Annotated in this window: 14 protein-coding genes; 9 read left to right on the forward strand and 5 right to left on the reverse strand. The window is 67.1% G+C overall.

All coding sequences use genetic code 11. The features are described 5' to 3' along the window. Positions 1–94: 94 nt before the first annotated feature. Positions 95–1,618 carry a glycosyl hydrolase family 28-related protein gene (locus WI697_RS08175; RefSeq protein ID WP_345958111.1) on the reverse strand — a complete coding sequence of 508 codons (1,524 nt, stop codon included), beginning with the start codon at positions 1,616–1,618 and terminating at the stop codon, positions 95–97. 218 nt (positions 1,619–1,836) lie between these two features. Here WI697_RS08175 and WI697_RS08180 point away from each other — a divergent pair, with 218 nt between their 5' ends. The 7 genes from WI697_RS08180 (at position 1,837) to WI697_RS08210 (ending at position 10,946) form a co-directional block, all read left to right on the forward strand. Continuing rightward, positions 1,837–2,565: a hypothetical protein gene (locus tag WI697_RS08180; protein ID WP_062761388.1), complete on the forward strand. Its 729-nt coding sequence runs from the start codon at positions 1,837–1,839 to the stop codon at positions 2,563–2,565. 304 nt (positions 2,566–2,869) lie between these two features. Continuing rightward, entirely contained in the window at positions 2,870–3,388 is a 519-nt protein-coding gene (locus tag WI697_RS08185) for a GNAT family N-acetyltransferase (RefSeq protein ID WP_345958112.1), read from the forward strand. After that, entirely contained in the window at positions 3,381–3,581 is a 201-nt protein-coding gene (locus WI697_RS08190) for a SlyX family protein (protein WP_062761386.1), read from the forward strand. The genes WI697_RS08185 and WI697_RS08190 overlap by 8 nt, the downstream gene beginning before the upstream one ends. A 428-nt stretch (positions 3,582–4,009) precedes the next feature. Beyond that, positions 4,010–5,941: a serine protein kinase gene (locus tag WI697_RS08195; protein WP_345958113.1), complete on the forward strand. Its 1,932-nt coding sequence runs from the start codon at positions 4,010–4,012 to the stop codon at positions 5,939–5,941. A gap of 97 nt (positions 5,942–6,038) precedes the next feature. Beyond that, complete coding sequence (locus tag WI697_RS08200) at positions 6,039–7,337, forward strand: YeaH/YhbH family protein (RefSeq protein ID WP_345958114.1); 1,299 nt, start codon at positions 6,039–6,041, stop codon at positions 7,335–7,337. A 69-nt stretch (positions 7,338–7,406) separates the two neighbouring features. Continuing rightward, positions 7,407–8,861, forward strand: a complete 1,455-nt coding sequence (locus WI697_RS08205; protein WP_062761383.1) for a SpoVR family protein — start codon at positions 7,407–7,409, stop codon at positions 8,859–8,861. Between the two features lie 282 nt (positions 8,862–9,143). After that, positions 9,144–10,946, forward strand: coding sequence for an ATP-binding protein (locus tag WI697_RS08210; protein ID WP_345958115.1), 1,803 nt, complete (start codon positions 9,144–9,146; stop codon positions 10,944–10,946). An 18-nt stretch (positions 10,947–10,964) separates the two neighbouring features. Here WI697_RS08210 and WI697_RS08215 read toward each other — a convergent pair whose 3' ends face one another. The 4 genes from WI697_RS08215 to WI697_RS08230 form a co-directional block, all read right to left on the reverse strand. Further along, complete coding sequence (locus WI697_RS08215) at positions 10,965–11,552, reverse strand: class I SAM-dependent methyltransferase (RefSeq protein WP_345958116.1); 588 nt, start codon at positions 11,550–11,552, stop codon at positions 10,965–10,967. A gap of 270 nt (positions 11,553–11,822) precedes the next feature. Beyond that, positions 11,823–15,074, reverse strand: coding sequence for an error-prone DNA polymerase (locus WI697_RS08220; RefSeq protein ID WP_345958117.1), 3,252 nt, complete (start codon positions 15,072–15,074; stop codon positions 11,823–11,825). Between the two features lie 53 nt (positions 15,075–15,127). Beyond that, positions 15,128–16,861: a Y-family DNA polymerase gene (locus WI697_RS08225; protein WP_345958118.1), complete on the reverse strand. Its 1,734-nt coding sequence runs from the start codon at positions 16,859–16,861 to the stop codon at positions 15,128–15,130. Between the two features lie 74 nt (positions 16,862–16,935). Beyond that, positions 16,936–18,090, reverse strand: coding sequence for an ImuA family protein (locus tag WI697_RS08230; protein WP_345958119.1), 1,155 nt, complete (start codon positions 18,088–18,090; stop codon positions 16,936–16,938). 792 nt (positions 18,091–18,882) lie between these two features. Between WI697_RS08230 and WI697_RS08235 the strand changes: the two genes are divergently transcribed. Together WI697_RS08235 and WI697_RS08240 are read left to right on the forward strand one after the other, a co-directional pair. Beyond that, complete coding sequence (locus tag WI697_RS08235; RefSeq protein ID WP_345958120.1) at positions 18,883–21,009, forward strand: elongation factor G; 2,127 nt, start codon at positions 18,883–18,885, stop codon at positions 21,007–21,009. Positions 21,010–21,452: 443 nt separating this feature from the next. Further along, complete coding sequence (locus WI697_RS08240; RefSeq protein ID WP_345958121.1) at positions 21,453–24,806, forward strand: ATP-binding protein; 3,354 nt, start codon at positions 21,453–21,455, stop codon at positions 24,804–24,806. Positions 24,807–24,856 lie beyond the last annotated feature (50 nt).

The following is a 24,856-nucleotide window of genomic DNA, read 5'->3' on the forward strand; positions in this document are numbered from 1 at the left end:
CAAAGACTTCGAGAACCTCTCACGGATGGCTTTGGCATTCCTCCGCCTCGCGATGATCCGGATCATGATGCGCAGAATCGCAAGGAGCCGGAAATCATAGATAACTTCTCGGACGGACTCTTACGGAATCGACTGAGCTAGACCAACCGGGCCCTGTCATGACATCTGCGCGAGTGGTGTCGGTCCCCGGATCATAAGAGACTGCCGCGATGGCAAGGCCCGTATATTGGCGATAGTCTTTAAGAGGGATCTTAAAGACAGAGGCGACCCTACTGGTGACGTTAAGAGCGGAGAGATCCACCGTACAGTTACGCAACGTGATCTGGGGAGTCAGGATGCGGCCAGGGAGGAAGCCGCTTTCTGATGGATCACCGTATGCAGGATCGCCAGTGAAAAACGCATCATAAAGACCGGGGCCCATGCGCGTGTCGGCCATCAGAAGATTGCTGTAGCCGATCAGATGTGCCACTGGCCCCTTGATACCACCGATGAAGAAGCGGTGGACTTCCGTGCCCGTTGCGTCCTCCAGGTAGAAGCCGGGAGCGTTGTCCTCCACTTCGCTGCCGAACGATTGATCAATCTTGCCGCCCTGAAAGTAGATGCCACGGCAATTCTTCAGCGCGATCGGTGTTGCGGTTGTGTTCTCCCATCGGCAATCATTCAGATAAATATTGTTGGGAGCAACGCTGCCTGCTCCCACATCTTTAAATATTGACAAAGCGGCACCCGTCATCACAGGGGCGCCGAGTTTGCCGACTCTGTGAAAAACCAAACGAGACAGGGTGATGTCCTGAGAATTTAGGATGCGGAGTGCGGTAGAAGGTGATGTTCCATCTTTTCCATAGAAGGTAACATCCTCGATGAGGCTCTCATGTGCACCACGAATGCTCAGCATGGCGCCCGTGCCCAGGTCACCGGCCCTCAGCTGCAACCGTTCCATCACGATGCCGGTACCGTTGAGTTCGTATTTCCACGCTCTCAAACCGTCGGCATCTGCCGGCATATCTTGAAAACTGATGAGAGAGAAATTTTTTCGGGCGCCGGTAACTCTCATGCCCCGATTGATGAATAGTGTCTTCGTAACCTTGTAGGTGCCGGGCGGGAAGTGGACCGTGACTAGATCTTTTCGGCCCGGATGAGTGGGAGGTGGGTCGGCTGGCGGGTTCATCTGGTCGTCGACAGCATCGAATCGCCGTGCTGCATTGAGTGCAGCCTGGATGGAGTCCGAGTCATCCCTGCTGTTGTCACCTTTCGCGCCCCACCATTTGACGCTGAGGGGTTCTGCGCTTTCTACAACGCGCAACCAGCGGCCGGGGCCGAAGGCCGGCTGAAAAGCGAGCCCCTGGTCAGCCTCCATTGTGGAGGTCGGATCATATCGAAAGGTGCCGCCACTTCCGTCGCCGGTCTGATGATATCCGAGGCACAGAATCGTTTTGTACTGGGTAACATCGACCGCAGGAATATCAGCCACCGTATCAACGATGACCATCGAGGTGCTGCTATATGCTGCCATATTCACGCTCCGCATTGGCACGATTGGCGAGGCAGTCCAACGGACCTGTTCCTGGCCTTGCGGATGCAGGGTAGCAGAGACGATGTAAGCCTGATTGCGGGTCATGTCGCCGCATTGCTGCCGCATCACCGCACTTGCCGTGACCTCGCCACTTGACCAGCCGGGCTCGACGCGGTCTTAGTATGGCCCGAGCGCGGGAGCGTGGCCGGAAGACGCCGCGCCTGGCGCCGCGGTCGGTACCGGCCGGTGGCGATCGCGGTGAGGAACTGCGACGACTGCCGGTCTGACACCCATAGCGGACGCTGACGAGGAACGAAGACGGCATGTCACTGGGGCTGAACGCCGGCCGCCGCCGCGAAAAGCGGCGCCGGCGGATGATGATGCTGAAATGGCTGGCGGGGCTGGCGATCATTGCCGGTGCGGGCGCCTATGCCTATCGCACCGGCGCGATGCTGGCCGAAGGCGAGGTCCGGCGACTGGAACAGTCCGTCGCCGACCTGAATGTCAGGCTTTCGGAACTGGGCGCCGAGAATGCCCGCCTGCGCGAAGCGCGCGAAAGCGCGCTGATCGAGGTGGAACAGTGGCGCCAGCGCTATCAGAAGGATGTCCCGACGGGGCAGCTGGCCGAGATCCTGACCCGTGTGCAAAGCCGGATGGCCGACGGGGTGAAGCCCGAGCGGCTGAATTTCGTGATCGGCGCGGTCAGCAACGAGCGGCGCTGCGAGGGCGGCCCGGTCACCAAACGTTTCATTCTGCCGACCCCGCTTTCCACCGGCAGCAATGACGCGGTGACCTTCGCCGACGGGCTGATCACCGTCACCGGCCGGGGCGAGACCTCGGTCAACGACAAGGGCGACCGCGAGGCCTGGTTCGATCCGTCGCAGCCGGTGACGCTGCGCTTCATCGAGATCGGCGGCCGGGCGACCGAGGCGACGGGCACGCTGCCCTTGCAGCACAGCATGGTCATCGGCGACCGCGAATACCGCTTCGCCATCCGGGCCAGCAATCGCAGCTTCGTCGAGGTGTCGTCGGACGTCTGCGCCTATCCCTGAATGCCGACGCTGAACGGGGGCCCGGAACCCCGGTCCGCCGCCCGCCCCGCCGTCATCGAACGATCATGCCGCGGTCATGGGGGCGACATCTCGCCGGGGCATCCTCTGCCCCGGCTTCCGCGGCGGCCCGATGGTCGGGCGGAAGCGGCGATTGCATTCACGGAAAGGCCGACCTTTGCCCCGGGCTCGCCCCCGGGGCATTTTTTTGCGTCGCCACCGGCTTCCGGGAGGCTTGCTCCGGATCAGGGGGCATGCCAACGTCTCGGCCCAGAGCTGATATCTGACCGGTTCCGGAGACGAGAGGATGATCCGCACGGGTTGGCGGCCGCTGACGGCCGCAGATCTCGACCGTTTGAACGAGATTGCCGATGCGGTGCATCTCGATTTCCCGGAACGTGCAGAGGTTCCGGCCGAGCGGCTGCGCCTGTTTCCGGCCGGCTGCTTCGCCGCGATCGCCGACGACCGGATGATCGGTTATGCGGTGACCCATCCCTGGATCGACGGCCGGCCGCCGGCATTGGACAGCCTGCTGGGCGCGATCCCCGGCGACGCCGACTGCCTGTATATTCACGACGTGGCCCTGCTGCCCGCGGCGCGGGGGCGGGGGCTCGCCCGGCAGCTGGTTGGGATGCTGGACCGGCTGGCCCGCGATCATGGCCTGCCGCGTCTGACATTGACGGCGGTCGGCGGATCGGCACCCGGATGGGCCGCGATGGGTTTCAGGGCGCGTGACGTGGCGCCGGGCTCGCCGCTTGCCGTGAAGCTCGCCAGTTATGAAGCCGATGCCCGCTATATGACCCGGGAGCCGGACACCCATGGATGACCGCCTGATCGCCATCGAAGAACGCATGGCCCATCTGGAGCGCATGCTGGACGAGGCCTCGGCCGAGATCCTGCGCCAGGACCGGCTGATCGACGGGCTGGTCCGGCGGATCCAGCGGCTTGAAAACCGGCTTGCCGAGCTTGCGTCCGGCATTGATGACGGGCCGGAGCCGGGCGCCTCCTTCATCCCCTGATACATACCCCGATCCACAGATCGATCGGGGGCGGGCAAATTTTTGTCGGGTCATCGGGGCGCGGCGGAATGCCGCAGTGCTGCCGGATTTCCGTGGCCTGCGCGGGGGCCGGCCCGGCCGGCGGTGTGGCCGCACGGCGATTTCTTCTTGAAGCCTGCGTGTCCGGGCAACAAGTGATTCATATCGGAGCCTGAATGAACCCGCATCGCTCCGGTCCGGATGGCATACGGCAGGGCCGTTCGGGAACCGATCGCGGCTCTGAACCGCGACATGCGCGATAGACCTTCACGTCTGCCGTCGTTCGGCGATCAGGGTGACCCTTATCCGGCCGCATGGGCCGGTCGATCCGACGTCGGCGGACGCGAACCAGACGCAAGGGCTCTGGCTGGCCCCCGCGGCAATCGCTTCAACGGACGGGAAGGGCGATCATGGAGCAGCCCAAAACCTCTTTCGCCAGTCTGATCGAGAAGGACCGCGAGGAACGCACCTCGCAGGAATGGTCCGGCACTTTTCTGGAATACCTGGAAAAGGTCCGGGACAATCCCGAGATCACCAAACTGGCGCATGCCCGCATTTACGACATGATCATGAGCAAGGGCGTGGATCTGGTCGGCGGTGCCGACGACCCGCGCCTGCAGCGCCTGTTCGGAGACGAGCCGGTGAAGACCTACCGGTTCTTCTCCGACGAGTTCTTCGGCATGGAACGCACCATCCAGCAGTTCGTGCGCTATTTCCATTCCGCCGCCCTGCAGGGCGAGGAAAGCCGGCAGGTGCTCTATCTGATGGGCCCGGTCGGTTCGGGGAAAAGTTCGCTGGTCGAACGGCTGGAACGCGGGCTGGAGGAAGCCCCGCCCATCTACGCCATCGACGGCTGCCCGATCCGCGAGGAGCCGTTGCATCTGATTCCCCGCCATCTGCGCCGGGAATTCGAGAAGATGCTCAACGTCCGCATCGACGGCGATCTCTGCCCGATCTGCCGCTGGCGGCTGAAGGAGGAGTTCAACGGCCGGTATGAAGAGATGCCGGTCAGAACCGTTTCGATTTCCAAGCGCGCCCGGCGCGGCATCGCGGTCGTGCCGCCGGTCGATCCCAACAACCAGGACACGTCGGTCCTGATCGGGTCTGAAGACATCTCGAAACTCGATCGCTTCTCCGAGGGAGATCCGCGGGTTCTGGACCTGAACGGCGCCTTCGACGCCGGCAATCGTGGCATCGTCGAGTTCATCGAGGTCTTCAAGAACGAGACCGAATATCTCCACGCCATCCTGACTGCGACCCAGGAGAAATTCGTGCCCGCCCCCGGGCGGCACGGCACGGTCTATGTCGACGAATGCATCGTCGCCCACTCGAACGAGGCCGAGTGGCAGAAGTTCAAATCCGACCACACCAACGAGGCGATCCTGGATCGTATCGTGATGATCCGGGTGCCCTACAATCTCAGGCTCTCGGAAGAGGTGAAGATCTATTCGAAGATCCTGGGCAAATCGGGCTATCGCCATCACATCGCGCCGCACACGCTGGAAGTGGCTGCGATGTTCGCAATCCTGTCGCGGCTGGCGCCGACGCCCAAATGCGATCTGATGACCAAGCTCAGGCTTTATAACGGCGAGGAGGTGGTCGAGAAGGGCCGGGCGAAGAAGATCGATGTCGACGAACTGCGCGACGAGGCGATTTCCGAAGGCATGAGCGGCATTTCCACCCGTTTCATCGTCAAGGCGGTGGACAATGCCCTTGCCGACAGCCCCGACGGCATCACGCCGATCCATATCCGCGAGGCGCTGATCGCCATGGTCAAGGGCAGCGAAATGCCCGACGACCGGCGTAAGCACTATCTGGAGCTGCTGCAGGACACCATCCACAAGGCCTATCTGGAGATCCTGGAGAAAGAGATCACCCGCGCCTTCGTGTATGCCTATGAAGAGCAGGCCGAGACCCTGTTCCAGAACTATCTCGATCATGCCGAAGCCTATATCAACCGCACCAAGGTCAAGGACCGCAACACGCGGGAGGAGCTGCAGCCCGACGAGGCTTTCCTGAAGTCGATCGAAGAGCAGATCGCGATCATCGGCACCGCGGCCGAAGGCTTCCGGCAGGAGGTCATCGCCTATCTCTGGGCAGCCACGCGCCGCGGCGAGAAGGTGCATTACTCGTCCTATGAGCCGCTCAAGGATGCGATCGAGCGCAAGCTGACCAATTCCGTGCGCGACATCAGCCGCATCATCACCAAGGCCCGGACCCGCGACGAGGATCAGCGGGAGAAGTACGACCAGCTGGTCAAGAACCTGCTGGGCAATGGCTACAACAGCTATTCGGCCGACGTGGTGCTGAAATACGCCGCCAACAATCTCTGGAAGGATTGAGGCGGGCGGCGGTCCGATCCAGCAGATCGCGGCCGGCCGGCGGGCCCGTTCCGGGCGTCGCCGGCCGATCGCGGCAGCAGAGGGATGGCAGAGCTGCATGGCGACGATTTTCCGGGACTATGCCCAGAGCGAAGGCCTGCGCAGTGACCGCAGCGCCGGTGACCGTCAGCGGCATCGCGACAAGGTCCGCCGGGCAATCCGCGACAATATCGCCGATCTGGTCGCCGAGGAGGCGATCATCGGCCAGTCGCGGGAGAAGACGATCAAGGTGCCGATCCGCGGCATCAAGGAATACCGCTTCATCTTCGGTGACAACCAGGGCGGCGTCGGCCAGGGCGATGGTGATACCGCCGAAGGCCAGGTGGTCGGCAAGGCCGGTGACGGCCAGGGAAAGCCCGGCCAGGGCCCCGCCGGCGACCAGGCCGGCCGCGACGTCTACGAGACCGAGATCACGCTCGACGAGCTGATCCAGATCATGTTCGAGGATCTGGAGCTGCCCGACATGGAGCGGCGCAAGCTGCGCGAGGTGATTTCGGAGCGCACCCACCGCCGCAAGGGCTATCGCAAGAGCGGCATCCGCGTTCACATGTCGAAACGGCGGACGGCGATTGCCCGCGTTCGCCGGCGGATGGCGACCGGCACACCGCCCGTCTCGGATCCTGATCTCGATGCAGCCGAGGACGCCGAAGACGAGCTGCCGGAGGATGAGATGGCGGAGGATGAGATGACGGGTAACGACGGTGCGGCCGTCGCCGGTACCCGCTTCCGCTTCCGCAAGGACGATCTGCGCTATCACCGCATCCGCCCGCAGGTGGAGCCTGAAAGCAATGCCGTGGTGATCTGTATCATGGATACCTCGGGCTCCATGGATACGATGAAGAAGTATCTGGCGCGGAGTTTCTTCTTCATGCTCTATCAGTTCGTGCGCACCAAATACGACACGGTCGAAATCGTGTTCGTTGCTCATGATGCGGTGGCGCGCGAGGTGAACGAGCATGATTTCTTCCATCGTGGCGAAAGTGGCGGCACGCTGATTTCCAGCGGCTATGAAAAGGCCCTGGAGATCATTCGCGAGCGCTATCATCCGTCGCTGTGGAACATCTATTCCTTCCACTGTTCGGATGGCGACAACTTCCCATCGGACAATGACCGGACGGTCGCGGCTGCGAACGAGCTGTGCGAGGTGTCGAACCTGTTCGGCTATGGCGAGATCAAACCCAATGCCTGGCGGTTTCGCGATGCCACGATGCTGGACGTCTTCCGCCGCGTGACCGCGCCGAATTTCCACATGCTGTCGATCGAGCGGAAGGAGGATGTCTGGCCGGCCTTCCGGGCTTTCCTGACCAAGGAGAAACGCCCGGAGGAGGCACCGGCCGAGGCGGCGGCGGGCGCCTGATGGCGCATCCGCCATGCCGCGCCTCGTTGTTCCTCGTCTCGTCGGACATGACCGGGAGGGCCTGCCCCCATGGGCATGAGCTGGACCATGCGCGATCTGGAAGAATGGGATGCGCGCATCCGCGACAAGGTCGCGGAATACGAACTCGATTGCTATGATCAGGAATTCGAGATCTGCGACCGTGACCAGATGATCGGCTTCATGGCCTATCACGGCATGCCGTCGCACTATCCGCACTGGTCGTTCGGCAAATCCTATGAACGCCAGCGCACGCTCAACGACCTGGGCGTGGCCGGCCTGCCCTATGAAATGGTGATCAACAGCAGTCCGAGCATCGCCTATCTGATGCGCGACAACTCGCTGTGCCTGCAGATCCTGACCATGGCCCATGTCTATGGCCATAACGACTTCTTCAAAAACAATTTTTACTTCGCCCGCGGCACCCGCGCGGAACTGATCCTGGGCCAGGTGAAGATGCATGCCGATCGGGTGCGCAGCTATGTCGAGGATCCCTCGATCGGGCTGGAGGCGGTGGAGAAGGTTCTGGATGCCGCCCATGCGCTGTCGTTCAACATCGGCCGCAACCCGGCCGTGCCGCGGCTGTCGCCGGCCGAACAGCGCGCCCGGGCGCTGGACCGGGCGACGGGCACACCCGACCCCTATGCTGCGATCCATGCCCGCAAACGTCCGGACGAGGCGGCGACAAACGCCGATCTGGAACGGCTGCCGCTGGATCCGGACCCCGACCTGCTGCTGTTCATTCGCGACCACGGCGCCTATCTGGCCGACTGGCAGCGCGATCTGATCGGTATCGTGGACGAAGAAGCGCGCTACTTTCTGCCCCAGATGGAAACCAAGATCATGAACGAGGGCTGGGCCAGCTTCTGGCATCGCGCGATCATGAACACGCTGGGGCTGCCGCCCGACATCCACATGGAATTCCTGGTCCGCCACAATCAGGTGGTGCGGCGCATCCCGGGCGACGTGAACCCCTATTGCCTGGGGCTCGCGATCTGGGACAGGCTGGTGGCCGAGGAAGAGGGGGCCTGGGATCCGCGGCGCGGCCTGCCGGCAGCGCCTGCGGCTGCCACCCGGCAGAAGCTGTTCCAGATCCGCGAAAGCGAGCGGGATGCCAGCTTCCTGCGGCGCTTCCTGGACGAGGAGCTGATGCGCGATCAGGACCTGTTCGCCTATGAACCGCGCGGCAATGATCTGGTGGTGGCGAAAGTGTCGAATGAAAGCGGCTGGCGCGAGGTGCGCGACCGGCTGATCCGCCAGACCGGCACCAATGCCATGCCGATGATCCGGGTGCTCGACGGCGATTACGGCCGCAGCCGCGGGCTGCTGCTGGAACACGTCCATGACGGCCGGGATCTGCAGCTGGGCTATGCGGAGAAGACCCTGGATCACGTCTACACACTTTGGGGTCGAGAGGTGCACCTCAAGACAACGGTGAATCGCGAGACGGTGATTCTAAGTCGCGGAACGGATGGGTTCCGCACGAGGGTGGTTCGCGACGAGTGACCTTATGTTGACAAGCTGCATCATTGGTGGTTGAGTCCATCGTCGACTTCGCTCCGACAGCGAACAAGAACACCGGGAAAGCGATCAGGACGGGCCCGATGGTGTCTTCATCACCATGGGGCCCGATACCGTGGTCGAAGCGGCGTAACCGTCTCCGGCGATGGCCGGAGGGGGTGGCGGGTCAAGAGGTTCGACGACGTGGCCTGGGGAGGCGTGCAGTTTTCGCGCGAGCCGTCAGAGACCGGCATGCCCGCCGATGCGGGGCAGCCGGAGGGGGCATCTGTGTCTCCGGTTCTGCCTGCGCCGCCGGTTCTGACCTTGCCGGCCACCGCCTGTGCCGGGCTTGAGCCCGCACTCATCGCCGCGGCCCTGTTGTTTGCGGGCGTCGGCATCTGCGCAGGTCTTCATCTGAGCGGTATCGTGCAGCTGCCCGGGGCGGCCCTTGGCGGCGGCCTTCTGTTGCTTGCGGTCGCCGGTGCGCTGGTCGCGGGCGGGCTGTGGTGGCGCTTCAGGCGGATCTCGGCGTCGCCGCACCATCTGATCGACGGAACCGGGCTTCTCTGGGATCGGACGAATGACGGCGTGGTCCTGTTCGATGCCGCGGCGCGGGTGATCGGATGGAATGGCGGCGCCGCCCGGATGACCGGGCTGGATGCCGGCCGGGTGGGGGGCTACACCATCCATCATGTTCTGGCGGGCGAGGATCTGCCGCGGCGGCTGGAGGCGATCCGGGATCAGGTGATGGAGACCGGCAGCTGGCGCGGTGCCCTGGATTTCCGCCGTCCCGACGGCGCGATCGGGCGGTGCGAGACCCTGGTCATGCGTCTCGCCTCGCCCCAGAGCGGCGGCGCCGTGTCGATGATCGCGATTGCGCGCGACGTTACCGACCAGACCGAGGCGGAGCGGGCGGCCGATCTGAGGGACCGGCGGCTGAAGGCCCTGATCGAGAACGTGCTGGACGTGGTCCTGGTGCTGGAGCGCGACGGCAGCGTCGCCTTTGCGAGCCCCAGCACGCGGCGGGTTCTGGGGCGGGCACCGGGAGAGGTGGCGGGGACCGCCTTTGCAGCACTGCTCCATCCCGAGGATCGCAGCCGTGTCGCCGAAGTCTATCGCGCGGCTCTTGCAGACCCTGGTGTGACCGCCGTTCTGGAATTCCGCCTCCGGCATTCGCTGGGGCACTGGGTGACGGTGGAGGCGATCGGCCGCAGCCGGATCGAAGATCCGGCGGTGGGCGGTGTGGTGGTCAATCTGCGGGATGTGACCGGCCGCAAGCGGGTGGAAGTGGCGCTCAGGGCCGCCAAGGAACAGGCTGAGTCGGCCAACCGGATCAAGTCGCAGTTCCTGGCCAATATCAGCCACGAGCTGCGCACCCCGCTGAATGCGGTGATCGGATTTTCAGAAGTTCTGACGGCGGGTTATGCCGGAGACCTCAGCGCCAAGCAGAGGGAATATGTCGAGGATATCCGGGTATCGGGCCAGCATCTGCTGTCGCTGATCAACGATATTCTGGACCTGTCGAAGGCCGAGGCCGGCAAGCTGGAACTGGTCGAGGAACAGGTCGTGGTCGATGCGCTGATCGGCCAGGCGGTCGGCATGCTGCGGGAACGGGCCGAGGTGGCAGGCATCAGCGTGTGTTCCGAGGTTCTGCCGGGGCTGCCCGTGCTTTCCGGCGACGGCCGCAAGATCAAGCAGATCGTGCTCAACCTTCTGTCCAATGCGATCAAGTTCACGCCTGCCGGCGGGCGGGTCACGATAACGGTCGGCCGCGGCAGCGATGGCGGGTTGCGCATCGTGGTGGCGGATACCGGGATCGGCATGTCGCGCGACGAGCTGGATGTGGCGCTGGAGGCCTTCGGTCAGGTCGACAGCAAGCTGAACCGGCGGTTCGACGGCACCGGGCTGGGCCTGCCGCTGGCCCGGATGCTGGCCGAACTCCATGGCGGTTCGCTGACACTCGACAGCGAAAAGAACATCGGCACCACGGCGACACTGCTGCTGCCGGCCGCGCGATTGGGCGGTGCCGTCGGGTTGGGAGCCGCTGCCGGCGGCTGCCCGCCGGATCGTGCAGCGGCGGGACCGTCCTGATATCGGCCGCGTCCGGCGTCAGCCGGTCAGCAGATCAGGATGGCGGCGATAGGTCCAGACCGAGGCCGGCCAGAGATTGAACGGTATGAAACGCGTGCGACGGCCGTCTACCCGGGTCCGGTCGAAGGGCACCGGGCTGTCATACCAGTAGGTGAACTGAACGAAGCGGCCGGCGGCCGGTCGGGCGAGGTCGAGCGCGTCTTCCAGCAGCCGTGTCCGCAGGGCATCGGGCCGGCCACGGAGCGGCAGGCCCGAGACCACGCCTGCAATCTGCGGTTCGGCACCGCCGCCGATTTCGGTGGTGATCAGCCGGCGCATGTCGAAGGCCGAGCCGTTGAGCACGGTGGCCTGCGGGAACATGCGGCGGACATGGTCGGCGAAGCTGGGGTTGAGTTCGATCAGGATCAGGCGGTCTTCCGGAATGCCGCGGTCGAGCAGCGCCCGGGTCACGACGCCCGTGCCGGGGCCCAGTTCGACCACCGGCCCGTCGGCCGCGGGGTCGATCTCGGCGGCCATGGCGGCGGCGAGGGCGCGGCTCGAAGGTTGCTGGGCTCCCGTGCGGAGAGGGGCGCGCAGGAATTCACGCAGAAAGAGGCTGTCTGCCATATGTCGCCATCCGTTCATGCGCGCGCGCCCCGCGGCTGGAACGGCCCGACCGGGGCGGGTGCTGGTTCATCTGAAACGTCATCTTCTTTTATAGGAAGCCGACGGATGCACCCGGGTGATAAGGCGAGGACAACTGCATGGCCTTGTTGGGACATGCAGTGCCGTGCACGGAAGAAGCACATCCGCCTTCATCATAGACATGAAGCTGATCTGCGATCCATGGTTGATGAGATCATGGTGCCGGCCCCCGCCGTGCCCTGCGATCGAGGGTCAGTGAAAATCACGCGATCGCAGGCGGATCTGGCCGGCGGGCGCGGTTGTCGTCGGCGCGGTCGCGTCCAGCCGGATGCCGAGGGCCGCCAGATGTTCGGCCGCGGCCCGGTCGTCGGCACGTCCGACCGCGGCGGTCAGCATCGGCTCGGCATCGGCCAGGGTTTCGACCAGCAGATGGATGATCTGCCCCGATCGCTCCAGCCGGCCGCGCGCGGTGAGCACCCGGCCGGTATGAACCAGGACGCGATGGCGATCACGAATGTCGGGCCGAACGATCAGATTGGCATAGCCGGTTTCATCTTCCAGCGTGATGAACACGATGCCCTTGGCGGTGCCCGGCCGCTGGCGGGTGGTGACCAGCCCGGTCACCGATATGCGCCGCCCGCTGGTGATGCCGCCGAGCGCCGAAACCGGTACCACGCCGCTGCGGTCCAGCTCGGCGCGGATCAGGGTAATCGGATGGCGGCGAAGGGTGAGGCCGGTCGAGGCATAATCCTCGACCATCGCCCGTGCCGCCGGCGTCGGCGGCAGAGGAGCCGGCGCCTCTGCCGGCCTGCCGCCATCATCCAGCCCGGCGAACAGCGGCAGGGCTGCCCCCGCCTCCATCCGTCGCAGCGCCCAGAGCGCCCGGCGCCGATCCAGCCCCATGCCACGGAAACCGTCGGCTTCGGCGATGCGCATCAGGGCAACTGGTGCCACCCCCGCCAGCCGGGTGACGGCGGCCGGGCTGTCATAGCCGTCGGGCGGTCGCCGCTCGGCGATTCGCCGCCCATCTGCTTCCGCAAGCCCCTTCACCAGACGGAAGCCCAGGCGTAGCGCCGGCAGACCTGCCGCACCGGCGGCGGTGGTGGTCGGCTCCAGCGTGCAATCCCAATCGCTGCGGGCGATGTCGACCGCCCGGATCTCCACCCCATGGGCTGCGGCATCGCGCACCAGCTGGGCCGGTGCATAGAAGCCCATGGGCTGGCTGTTGAGCAGCCCGCAGGTAAAGGCCGCCGGGTGATGGCATTTCATCCAGGCCGAGACATAGACGATCAGGGCAAAACTGGCGGCATGGCTTTCCGGAAAGCCGTACTCGCCGAAGCCTTCGATCTGGCGGAAGCAGCGCTCGGCAAAGTCGCGGTCATAGCCGCGGGCGACCATCCCTGAGACCAGCTTGTCGTGGAAACGGTTCACCGATCCGGTGCGGCGGAAGGCGGCCATGGCCCGGCGCAGTTCGTCGGCTTCTTCGCCGGTGAAGCCGCCGGCGACCATGGCGATGCGCATCGCCTGTTCCTGGAACAGCGGCACGCCCATGGTCCGCTGCAGCACCGCCTTCAACTCGTCCGACGGATAGTCCACCGGCTCCAGCCCGTCGCGCCGGCGCAGATAGGGGTGAACCATGTCGCCCTGAATGGGCCCCGGCCGGACGATCGCCACCTCGATCACCAGGTCGTAATAGGTCCGCGGCTTCAGGCGCGGCAGCATGTTGAGCTGGGCCCGGCTTTCCACCTGGAACACCCCCACCGCATCGGCCCGGCAGAGCATGTCATAGACCGCCGGATCCTCGGGCGGGAGGGTGGCCATGGTCCAGCTCTGGCCGGTGGTCTGCCGGATCAGGTCGAAACCCTTGCGCACCGCGGTCAGCATGCCCAGCGCCAGCACGTCGATCTTCAGGATGCCGAGCGCATCCAGATCGTCCTTGTCCCATTCGACGAAGGTGCGGTCGGGCATGGCGGCATTGCCAATCGGCACCGTCTCTTCCAGCGGCCGGCGGGTGAGCACGAAGCCGCCGACATGCTGCGACAGATGGCGCGGAAAGCCGAGCAGGCTGCGGGCAAGCGTGATGGTCGCCCGGATCCGCGGCGCATCGGGATCGATCCCGGCAGCCCGCAGGGCCTCGCGGTCGAGCGGCTCGTCGGAATGACCCCAGATCTGACCCGAAAGCCGGCCGGCGGTATCCTCGTCCAGCCCCATGGCGCGGGCGACCTCGCGCAGCGCACTTTTCGGCCGGTAGCTGATGACCGTGGCGGCAAGTGCGGCATGGTCGCGGCCGTATTTTTCATAGAGATGCTGGATCACCTCTTCCCGGCGTTCATGCTCGAAATCGACGTCGATATCGGGCGGCTCGTCGCGGGCGTCGCTGATGAAACGCTCGAACAGCAGGTCGACCCGGGTGGGGTCGACGGCGGTGATGCCGAGCAGGAAGCAGACCACGGAATTCGCTGCCGATCCGCGCCCCTGGGCCAGAATGCCGCGATCGCGTGCGAAGCGCACGATCTCGTCCACCGTCAGGAAATAGGGCGCATAGCCCTTGCGGCCGATCAGCCCGAGTTCGGTTTCGACCCGTTTCCGGATCCCGGCCGAGGCTCCCTCGGGATAGCGCCAGGCGAGCCCTTCCCGCGTCCGGCGCTCCAGGGTCTGCTGGGGTGTTTCGCCGGGCAGGCCGGTCTCCATCGGATATTCATAGGAGAGTTCGTCGAGCCTGAAGTTCAGCCGGTCGGACATCCGGCGGGCAGCTGCAAGGGCGTCGGGATAGCGGGCGAAGCGGCGGGCAATCTCAGGCGGTGGCTTCAGATGGCGTTCGGCATTCCGGGCGAGCCGCCGGCCGGCCCGGTCGATGGTCACATGCTCGCGGATGCAGGTCATCACATCGGCGAGCATCCGCCGCTCCGGTACATGCATGCGCACGTCGCCGGTGGCGATCATGTCGATGCCGAGCCGGCCGGCCAGCGCATCGACCCGGGCGATGCGGGCGTCGTCATCGCCGGCAAGCAGATGGCGCGCCCCCAGATGCACCGCATCGGGGAAGGCGGCCGCCAGCCGGCTGGCGGCCGCGGCATGGGCATCCCAGTCGGAGTGGGGGCCGGTTGCAGGGCACGACATCGGCGGCAGCAGGATGATCTCGTGATCCTCCGCCATGGCCAGAATGTCGGCCAGGGTCAGCCGGCAGGCGCCTTTGGGCGCCCGACGCTTGCCCAGGGTCAGCAGGCGGCAGAGCCTGCCATAGGCTTCCCGGTTGCGCGGGTAGAGCAGCATCGGCGGCGCATCTTCGGGGTCGAGCCTGGCGCCGACATGCAGGGCAAGGCCCAGCTTGCGGGCCGAGACATGGGCCCGGACCACGCCGGCCAGGCTGGACCGGTCGGCGATCGCAACCCGGTCATAGCCGAAGGCGGCAGCGGTCGCGACCAGTTCCTCGGGATGCGACGCCCCGCGCAGAAAGCTGAAACAGCTGGTGATCTCGAACTCGACATGGGGGACGGGCTGCATCGGTGCGGAACCTGTGGCGACAGCTGAGGGTCCAGGGACAATGGTCTGAAAAATCAGGCAAAGATGCCGTGGACGAACCAGTCGTCTGCGGCTGCGGCGTCATCGGCGGCCCCGTCCCCGTCGAGCACCAGCCCGGCCGATCCGCGGCTGCGGAACACCCAGAGCCTGAGCCCGTCCTCGGTCTCGACCCGGTAATAGTCGCGGGCCTCGGCCGGGGCGCCGGGGCTTTCCCACCAGGGGCCGGTCAGCCGTTCGGGGCCGTCGGCCAGATGCACCCGATGCAGCCGGCCGCGCCAGCGCAGCCGGGCCGGCGGATCATCGGGCAGGGCCGCCACCACCAGGGCCGGCTCGGGCCGGGCGAGCAGCCGCGCCGGCCGGGGTGCCGTTACCCGATGGGGGCCGTCGTCGATCCGGACAACCCGCTGCGGGGCGATGGCAGCGGGGATCAGCCTGATCGCCGTTTCGGGCATCACCCCGGCTTCGATCCTGACCGCCCGGACCCGGCCATTGCCGAGCCGGGCATCGATCCGGTCGATCAGGGCGGCGACGGCAGCGCTGCCGGTACCGGCTGAAAGCGGGGCCTGGCCAAGCCCCGGCAGCGATCGGTCCAGATCGGCGAGCGGCTGGACCACGGGTGCCGCCAGAACCATGACCTCGATCCCGAGGCCGGGATCGATCCGGTCCAACCGTTCGGCCAGCAGCCGCATCATGTGCCGTGGCTCCCGGCTGGCGAGCGCCAGGCCCAGCTCGGCGCGCTGCAGGCGGCCGTCGACCAGATGGACCGACAGCGCCAGCCGCCGGGCACCGAGGCCGGCGGCACCCAGATCGGCCACCAGATCGTCGACCAGGGCGGCGGTGGCGGCAGCGATATCCTCGGCCCGTCCGATCGGCTCCGCCCAGCTGATCCGCACCTCGACCGGCGCCGACGGCCGGCGGGGATGCAGGGGATCCGGCGCCCGGTCGTACAGCCGGTCGAGCAGGTCGAGCAGCCCCGGCCCGAAGCGTTCGGCAACCGAACTGCGGGGCAGCGCATCCAGGGCATCGACCCGCCGGATGCCGAGCCGCGCCAGACCTTCCGCAACCCGCCGCAATCTTTCCCCATCCAGACTGATCATCTCCGGCGGCAGGGGGCCGACCAGCCGGGCGAGGGCGGCCCGGGTCTCGTCGGGGCCGGCCCGGTCATGTGCCACCACCACGGTGGCATCGGCCGGGGGATATGCCTGTACATGTGCCTGTACGTGGGCCCGGGCCCGGGCGAGGGCAGAGGCGGCGAGCGGTGTGGGGGCGATCGCCGCGGTCAGGCTGAAGCCGCGCCCGCGGATCAGGGTACCTGCCCGGGCGATCAGACCGGCCTCCCCCCGGAAGAGATGCGCAACCCCGGTGATGTCGAGAAGCAGCCCCTGATCGCCGTCGAGGCCGACTGCGGGCGAAAAGCGGTCGGCAAGATCGGCAAGCCAGGCCAGGGCCCGACGGTCGCCCCGCGGGTCTGCCGGGGCGAGCAGGATATCGCCGGCGGTCCGCGCCCGGGCTTCGGCCAGCGTCATGCCCGTCCGGACCCCGGCGGCCCGGGCGGCGGGATTGGGGATGGTGATCATCGGCCCGCGCGGGCCCGGGGCATGACAGGCGGCTGGGCCGTGGCGCCAGTGCCGGGCAGCATCGGCATCGCCGGCCGCCTGCGCGATCAGAATCTGGCGGTCGACGGCGAGCAATGGCAGATGCAGAGCCAGAATGCGCCGGCCGGAGCCGGCGCCGGCGGGGCGTGCGGGATCGGGGTGAGGGCTGGACATGAGAGATACTGAACCCCGGGGCAAGGCGGGACAGCGGCCCCGTGCCGGCGCGGGCGTCCGGTTCCGGGGGCGGGTCAGCCGGCGGTGAGCGGCCGGTTGCCCAGGCTGCGGGTGAGGGTACGGCCGAACCAGCCGCCGGTCCCGGCCTGGCGGGTCGGCAGGCCGTGTACGACCTGGCGTGCCGCCGCGGCACCCGGACCGTGGATCACGTCCAGCATGCCCGCACCGGTCGTATCGTCCCGGTTCGCCTCCGGCCCCTCGGCCGCCCAGGCGACGGTGAAGCGGGCGGGCAGGGCGCCGCGCGCACGGAGCAGGTCCAGCCGCCAGTGCAGCCGGCCGATCGGGCGGGCGGCATAGCCTGCCGCAGCCGGCCATTGCGCGGCTGTGCCGGGGGCCGTGGTCACCGCCCAGCGACTGGCGGCGGAACTGGCCGGCAGACGGTCGAGCAACAGGGCGGGATCGGCATCATGGGTGGCGGTGGCGGCAAGGATCCCGGCGGCGACCGGGCGGAGCATCAGGGCCGGTGCCCCGCCTTCGGCGGCGGCGAATTGCAGGCGCCGGGTGGCGAGCGGGTCGGCATCGGCGACCTCTCCCACCACGGCGGCGACCGCGCCGCTGCGCACCGCCTCTTCCATCACCCAGAGCCGTTCGGCACTGCGCCGGGCCGGCACCACCAGCAGCCGGGAGGGATCGAGCCCGAAACCCGCCAGCCCCGGCGCATAAGGGGGCGGCCAGCCGCCGACCCAGAGAACCGGGCCGCTGCGCAGGCGCGCTGCCGCCGCGGCCCAGCTGGCGGCAAGCCCCAGCCCGGCACCATGGGCGGTGCCGGCTGAAGGATGATCCCCCGCTTCCGCGGTCACGATTTCATGCAGCCGGGCCAGGCTGAGCCCGCCTTCGCCCAGGCGGGCATCGATGGCGGCATGACCGGTGCCGATCACGGCGCCCGCCTGGCCACGGTCATCTCCGGTGGTGGCATTGCCGCGGGTCTCGATCCGGGCGATCACCGCCCGCAGCTGCTCGACCCGATCGGGCACCGGGGCTGCGGCAAGACCGGCTGCCGCCGTGTCGTCGAGTTGATCGTCGCTGGCCTGGGGGTCGGGGTCGACCGCGGCCCGCGCGGTTGCTGCGGCAGCGGCCGCGAGCAGGCGCGAAGGCCTGACCCGGATGGCGGGATCGCGCCGGGTGAGGGTGGAAGGGGGTGCGAGACGGGTCGCGGATCCGAAAGCCATGCCATCCTCCGTCGTTGGGCCGCCTTCCGGCACTGGCCACGGGGTGAAAGGAACACCGGCAGAACCGGCCGGTGACGAAAGGAGCGGTGGTGCCGAAATGAGAGCAGGGCAGGTGGTCCCGGCGACCATCAGGTGCAGCTCCGCCATGGCCAGGCTGTGCGGCCGGCCGGGCTGCACGGCTATGGAAGAGGCGGTGCCGGCGACCCGGTCATCGGCCGCGGCCGGTGTGCGCGGACGGCGGGGGCCATCCCTGAAGATGCGGACCACCCGGCCTGGTGCCGGCGCGATGGTCGTCGGCCTGATCGGTATCATCGCTGCCTTCCTGCAAGAGGGGCCGGTGATGCAGGCCAGGCCTGTGCGGGCCGGACTTGCGGGGCCGTTCCAGCGGACCGGGGGGGCGTCCGTTTGTTCTCTTTTTGTTCTAGTCCGGCTCGCAGGTGGAGTCAAGCGGGGGGCAGACATCCGGTGGCTGCGGCCGATGGCTGCGACAGATCGGCATCGGATGACGGTTTCGCTTGCCTCGACCGGCCGGCCGCGCGAGCATCGGAGTGTAACGAGGCCGTCATATCGCCGGATGGCGATACGGAACGGCCCGCGATCTGACGGGGCCGCCTTCGCTGCGGGCATCCTGCATCGCCGCCGACGGTTCCGCTGCCAAGGAAGGGACGGATCGTCCGATCCGCTCCGACGCGCGGCGCGCCTCTTCTGTGCCGACTTGTCCTGCTGCCGCCCGCGCCCGTGACACCCGACATCGGACGACCTCCATCCGTTCCGGATGCTGGGGAGGATGCCATGTCCACCAACACGGCAGAGGGCAGGCCCGCGGGGGCCCTGCCCGACAGAGTTCCGGCGGCGCCGCGGTGCGCCGTCCTCATCGGACCTTATGGAACCGGCAAGACCAGCCTGCTCGAGGCCATGCTGTGGATCTCGGGCACCACCGGCCGGCTGGGCCGGGTGGCCGACGGTACCGCCCGGGGCGACGCCTGGCCCGAAGCACGCGGCCAGATCTCGGGCGGGTTGACCCTCAACACCGCCCGCATCGACTATCTGGGCGAGCGTTGGACGATGCTCGACTGCCCCGGGGCCGCCGATTGCCGCCAGGATATGCGCGACTGCCTGACCGTCGCCGATGTGGCGGTGGTGGTCTGCGACCCCGATCCCACCCGGGTCGAGGCGCTGGCGCCGATCTTCACCCTGCTTGAGGAAATGCGCGTTCCCCACATGGTGTTCATCAATAAGGTGGATACTTTGAGCGTGCGCGTCGCCACCATCCTCGACGCCCTGCAATCCGCCAGCCGCCGGCCGCTGGTGCTGCGCGAAGTGCCGATCCGCGAACGCGGCGCCTCGGGCGAGGAGCGGGTGGTCGGCCATGTCGATCTCGCCAGTGAACGCGCCTATCGCTATCGCCCCGGATCGGCATCGGAAGTCGTGCGGCTGCCCGCCTCGCTCAGCGCCCGCGAGCAGGAAGCCCGGCAGGTGATGCTCGAAACGCTGGCCGATTTCGACGATGTCCTGCTGGAACAGCTGCTCGAGGAAACCCATCCCGACCGCAAGACCATCTATCGCGATCTCGGCCGGGAATTCGGTCGCGAGACCATCGTGCCGGTGTTCTTCGGCAATGCGCTTGAAGGCTTCGGGGTCCGGCGGCTGATGAAGGCGCTGCGCCACGAGACGCCGGATGTCGCCGTCACCGCCTGCCGCGAAGGCGTGCTCGACCCGGTCGATGCCGGGGACGAGGGGGAAGATGCGGTCCTGCGCGGTCATGACGACGGCCGGATGCGGGCCCGGCTGTTCAAGGTGCTGCATCTGCCGCATCTGGGCCGGGTCGGGATTGCGCGGCTGTGGTCGGGCCGGCTGGCCGAAGGGGATGACTTTGCCGGCCAGCGTCTGGGCCAGATCGGCATGTTCGACGGCCCGGCCATGATCCGGCGCACCGATGCGGCGGTTGCAGGCGAAGTGGTGGTGCTGCCCCGGCTTGAAAACGTGCCGGTCGGCGTGACGGTCGATGCCAAAGGTGTGATCGCCGAGGGGGGAGCATCGGTGCCGATGCCGGTGGCCGGCCTGGTTCTGGCGGCGACCAGGGCTGCCGACGAAGCCAAGCTGGGCGCCGCCCTGGCGCGGCTGGTGGAAGAGGATCCGTCCTATCGGATCGATGCGCGCCCCGACATGTCCGAAACGGTGCTGATCGGCCAGGGGGCCCGTCATCTGGCCCTGGCGGTGGAGCGGTTGAAGCTGCGCTTCGGCATCGAGGTGGAGACCCGGCCGCCCCGGATCGCCTTCCGCGAGGCACCGCGCCGGCCGGCGGCCGCCCGGGCGCGCCACAAGCGCCAGAGCGGCGGCCATGGCCAGTTCGCCGATGTGTCCCTGGAACTCACGCACCTTGGCCGCGGCGAAGGTTTCCGGTTCGAGGACCGGACCGTCGGCGGCTCCGTACCGCGCAATTTCGTGCCCGCCGTGGAGGCGGGCGTGCGCGACGCGATGGTCAGCGGGCCGCTTGGCTTCCCGGTGGTCGATCTGGCGGTCTCTCTGACCGATGGCCTGCATCACGCGGTCGACAGTTCCGACATGGCCTTCAGGACCGCGGCCCGCATGGCGATGATCGAGGCTCTGGGCGAGGCGGATCCGGTGCTGCTGGAACCGGTGAGGCCGGTGCGGATGACGGCACCGGGCAGTGCCACCGCCCGCATGCATGCCGCCATTCAGTCCGCTCGTGGTCAGATCCTGGGCCTGGAAGCGGTGGCCCAGCCCGTGGGGTGGGACCGTCTGGAAGCGATGGTGCCCGATGCCGAATTGCCCCGGTTGATCGACGATCTGGCGGCCGCGACACAGGGGCTGGCGGTGATCGAAGCCGGTGAAGCCATGCTCCAGGAGGTGCCGGGCAAGCTGGGGGAGAAGCTGGCCAGAACCCACGCCGCCTGATCGCCCGATCCACCCGACCGTTGGCCATCATCCATCATCGCCCGACCCCTACAGGGGGCGGGCGATGATGGGTGTCGGGCATGGTCTTGAAAAATGCCACGATGCCGGGCTCTGCCTTGCGTCCGCCACGGGGGCCTGCAACACTTCCCGGGCTGGATGAGGGGCCGGGCTGGATGAGGGGCACGGTCGTGTGATGGATCGCGACCGGCGGGCGAGAACGGCAGGGGCCCGGTGGCCCCGATCGCGCCCGATGGCTTCGAGCGCAAGAGGGCATCGCGCAGGTGCGCATCGGCTGGCATCGGGACAAGACTCCATCCGCACAGACAGTGGCGGCCGGAGACGCAGATCATGATGACGGCGGGGCTTCGGCATCGCTGTCGCATTCTGCTGTCAATACGTCCGATGTCAGCTTTGGCCGGCTGATCCGGCCGATCCTGGGGGTGATGACCATCGGTCTGGTTCTTGTGGGCGCGATCGTCGTGACCGCAGCCGGCGTGCAGGACCAGACGGCACTGAACCAGCAGCAGCGCCTGATCCGCGATCTGCTGAACGCCCGCATGTCGACCCTGGAACGGACCGTGGTCGACTATGCCTGGTGGGACGAGGCCCTCGCCGCAACGACCCCTCCGCTTGACGACGTCTGGCTCGACGATAATTTCGGGGCCTATCTGCGCAGGACCTTTGCCGTCGACGGCAGTCTGGTGATGGGAACCTCCGGACCACCAGTCTATCTTTCTGCCGGTGAAGGATTCTCTGCGGACGAGATCGATATCCTTCCGTCGATGCTGGCACCCCTGGTTGAAACCGCTCTGGCGACAGGCGGGCAGGAGCCGCGGCCTGTGAAACGGACGATCAGGATCGACGACAGCATCGTTTTTGCGGTGGCCGCCCGCATCGCGCCTTTCGCAATCGAGGGCACGGTTCCGCCAACCGAGGAGCCCGATCACGCATTGGTCATCTTTCAGCGTCTGGATCGCAATTTTCTGGGGCATGACGTAATCGGGGGGCTGCCTGATGTGGCCCTGGCCCTGACGATGCCGCAGGGGGATGCCGCCCTGGCACTGGATGGTCCGGATGGTGCCCCCGTCGCCTGGGTCACCTGGAGGCCCGACCAACCCGGTCGGGCCCTTCTGGAGAGCATATTGCCGCTGGTCGTCATCGCGCTTCTGCTGATGTCGGCGCTGGTCTGGAGTGCGGCCGCCCGGGCGCGTCTGGCCGTGGGGAGCCTGACACATAATGCGCGGCTGCTTGCGGACCGCAACCGGCGGCTCAGCGAGCAGGAACAGCGCTTTCGTGATGTTGCCGGCATCGCCAGCGACTGGATCTGGGAAACCGATGTGGAAGGCCGGTTCATCTACGTTTCCCGCCGGATCGTGGATCGACTGGGGATTCCGGCCGACCGGCTGATCGGCACCCGCCGCGCCGAATTACCGGCCATGGCCTGGCGGCGCGCCGAAGAGCGGCGCTGGCGACGGCACCTGGACGAGATGGCAGCCGGTGTCGCCTTCGACGGCCTGCGCTACGAATTGCTGGATGCCCATGGGCGTCGCCGGGTGATTGAAGAAGCGGGGCGGCCGATCCTGGATGCGCGCGGTCGGGTGATCGGCCATCGCGGTGTCTCGACCGACATCACCGATCGCATGGAGGCGGAAGCCCGGGCCTGGGCTGCACATCGCCTGATGCTGGATGCGCTGGACAGCACGCGCGAGGGCATCGCGATCTATGATCGCGACCTCAGGCTGGTGATCGTGAACCGCCGCATGGTCGATCTGTTTCAGGTGGTTGCGGATCTTCTGGTGCCCGGCACCCTGCTCGAGGATCTGGTGCGCGCCGCGGTCGATCGCGGCGCCTATGGCGGCGACAGCCGGTTTTCGGTCGAGGCGGCGATGCGCCGTTACGGCGACATCGTCCACCATCGCAGCGATGCGCTGATCGATGTCCACATGGCCGATGGTCGCCTGCTGGAGTTGAGCGAGCGTGCCACGGCCGATGGCGGGCTGGTGGTCGTCGCCCGCGACGCGACCGATGTTCGCCGGCGTGAACGCGCCCTGGCTGAAAGCGAGGAGCGGTTCCGGGCAATTGCCGAGGCGGCGCCGCTGCCGATGCTGATCGTGATGCAGGAGGGCCGGCGCCTGCTCTTCGCCAACCGTGCGGCGGTAGACGCCTTCGGACTGGACGATCTGGTCGGCGGCCAGACCGAAGGCGGGTTGATCTTCGACCGGCTGTTCGCAGACCCGGGGGCGGCGGCGCTGATCATGGCCGAGTTGAGCGGCCGGGCCGCGGCGGAGCGGGTCGAAGCCCCCATGATCCGGGCCGGCGATCGCGCCTTCTGGGGCCTGCTCAGCGCCTGTGCCCTGCGCTATGGCGGTGCGGCATCCCTGCTGGTGGTGGTGCACGACATCACCGATCGGCGCATGGCCGAGGATGCGCTGCGCAGTCGCGAGACCCGCCTGCGCCGCCAGAACGGGGCCATTGCTGCGATCGCCCATGGTGGTGGCCTGTTTACCGGCGACCCCGCCAGCGTCATCCGGGTGGTGAGCGAAACGGCGGCGGAGATCATCGATGTCGGCCGGGTTTCCGTCTGGCTGGCGGATACGATGCAGACCCGGGCGGGTACGCACGCTCCGGATCCGACCGATTTCATGTGCATCGATCATTTCGATGCGCGTGCCGGCAGTCATCTGCCGACCGATGGACGGCACATCTCGGTGGCCGGAATGCCGCGCTATTTTGAGGCATTGCTGCCTGAACGCGCGCTGGTGGTGGGGGATGCCCGTTTCCATCCGGCAATGACCGAGGTGATGACACTGCCGCGCTTTGGCGACAGCCTGGGCGCGCTGATGGATGCGACCGTCCGGGTCGACGGCCGGGTGGTCGGCATCCTGTGCTGCGAGCATTTCGGCTCCCCCCGGCATTGGGCGCAGGACGAGGTCAATTTCGTGGGCTCCCTGGCCGATCTGATTGCCCTTGCCCTGGTGGGGGCAGAACGCAGGCGCGCCGAGGCCGCCCTGATGGAGGCCAAGGAGACGGCCGAGCTGGCCAATCGTGCGAAAAGCGAGTTCCTGGCCAATATGAGCCACGAGCTGCGCACCCCGCTGAATGCGGTGATCGGCTTTTCCGAAATGATCGCGCTTGAGACGCTGGGGCCGGTCGGCAACCCCCGCTATCTGGAATATGCCCACGATATCACCGAGAGTGGCGGCCATTTGCTGGCGGTGATCAGCGACATCCTCGACATGTCGAAGATCGAAGCGGGGCGCCTGGATCTCGACGAGCGGCCGGTCGATCTGCGGGCAATGGCATCGCGTGCCCGGGGGATGGTTCAGGCGCGTGCCGATGCCGGCGGCATCACCCTGGAGACCGAGCTGCCGCCCGGCCTGCCACCGGTTCTGGTGGATGAGCGGCGCATGAAACAGGTGCTGCTGAACCTTCTTTCCAATGCGGTGAAGTTTACCGAGCCGGGAGGCGGGGTGACCCTGGCGGCGGTGCCGGGCAGGGATGGCGGCATGGACATCACCGTGACCGACACCGGCATCGGCATCGCCCCTGAGGATCTGCCCAAGGTGTTGACCCCCTTCGGGCAGATCGAGAGTGCCTTGAGCCGTCGTTTTGAAGGCACCGGGCTCGGCCTTCCCCTGTCCAAGGCGATCGTGGAGTTGCATGGTGGCCGGCTGCTGCTCGACAGCCGGCCTGGCCAGGGAACCACCGTCACGGTTCATCTGCCTGCGGCGCGGGTGGTCGGACGCGGCGGGCTCTGGTTGATGGGCGCCCCGGGCCGGCATCCTGCACCGGGGTGATCACGCGCGGGACCAGGCCCTGCAGGACAGGCGGTCCCGGCTCTGGCGGC

It is taken from the genome of Tistrella mobilis (assembly GCF_039634785.1).
GTDB classification, from domain to species: domain Bacteria; phylum Pseudomonadota; class Alphaproteobacteria; order Tistrellales; family Tistrellaceae; genus Tistrella; species Tistrella mobilis.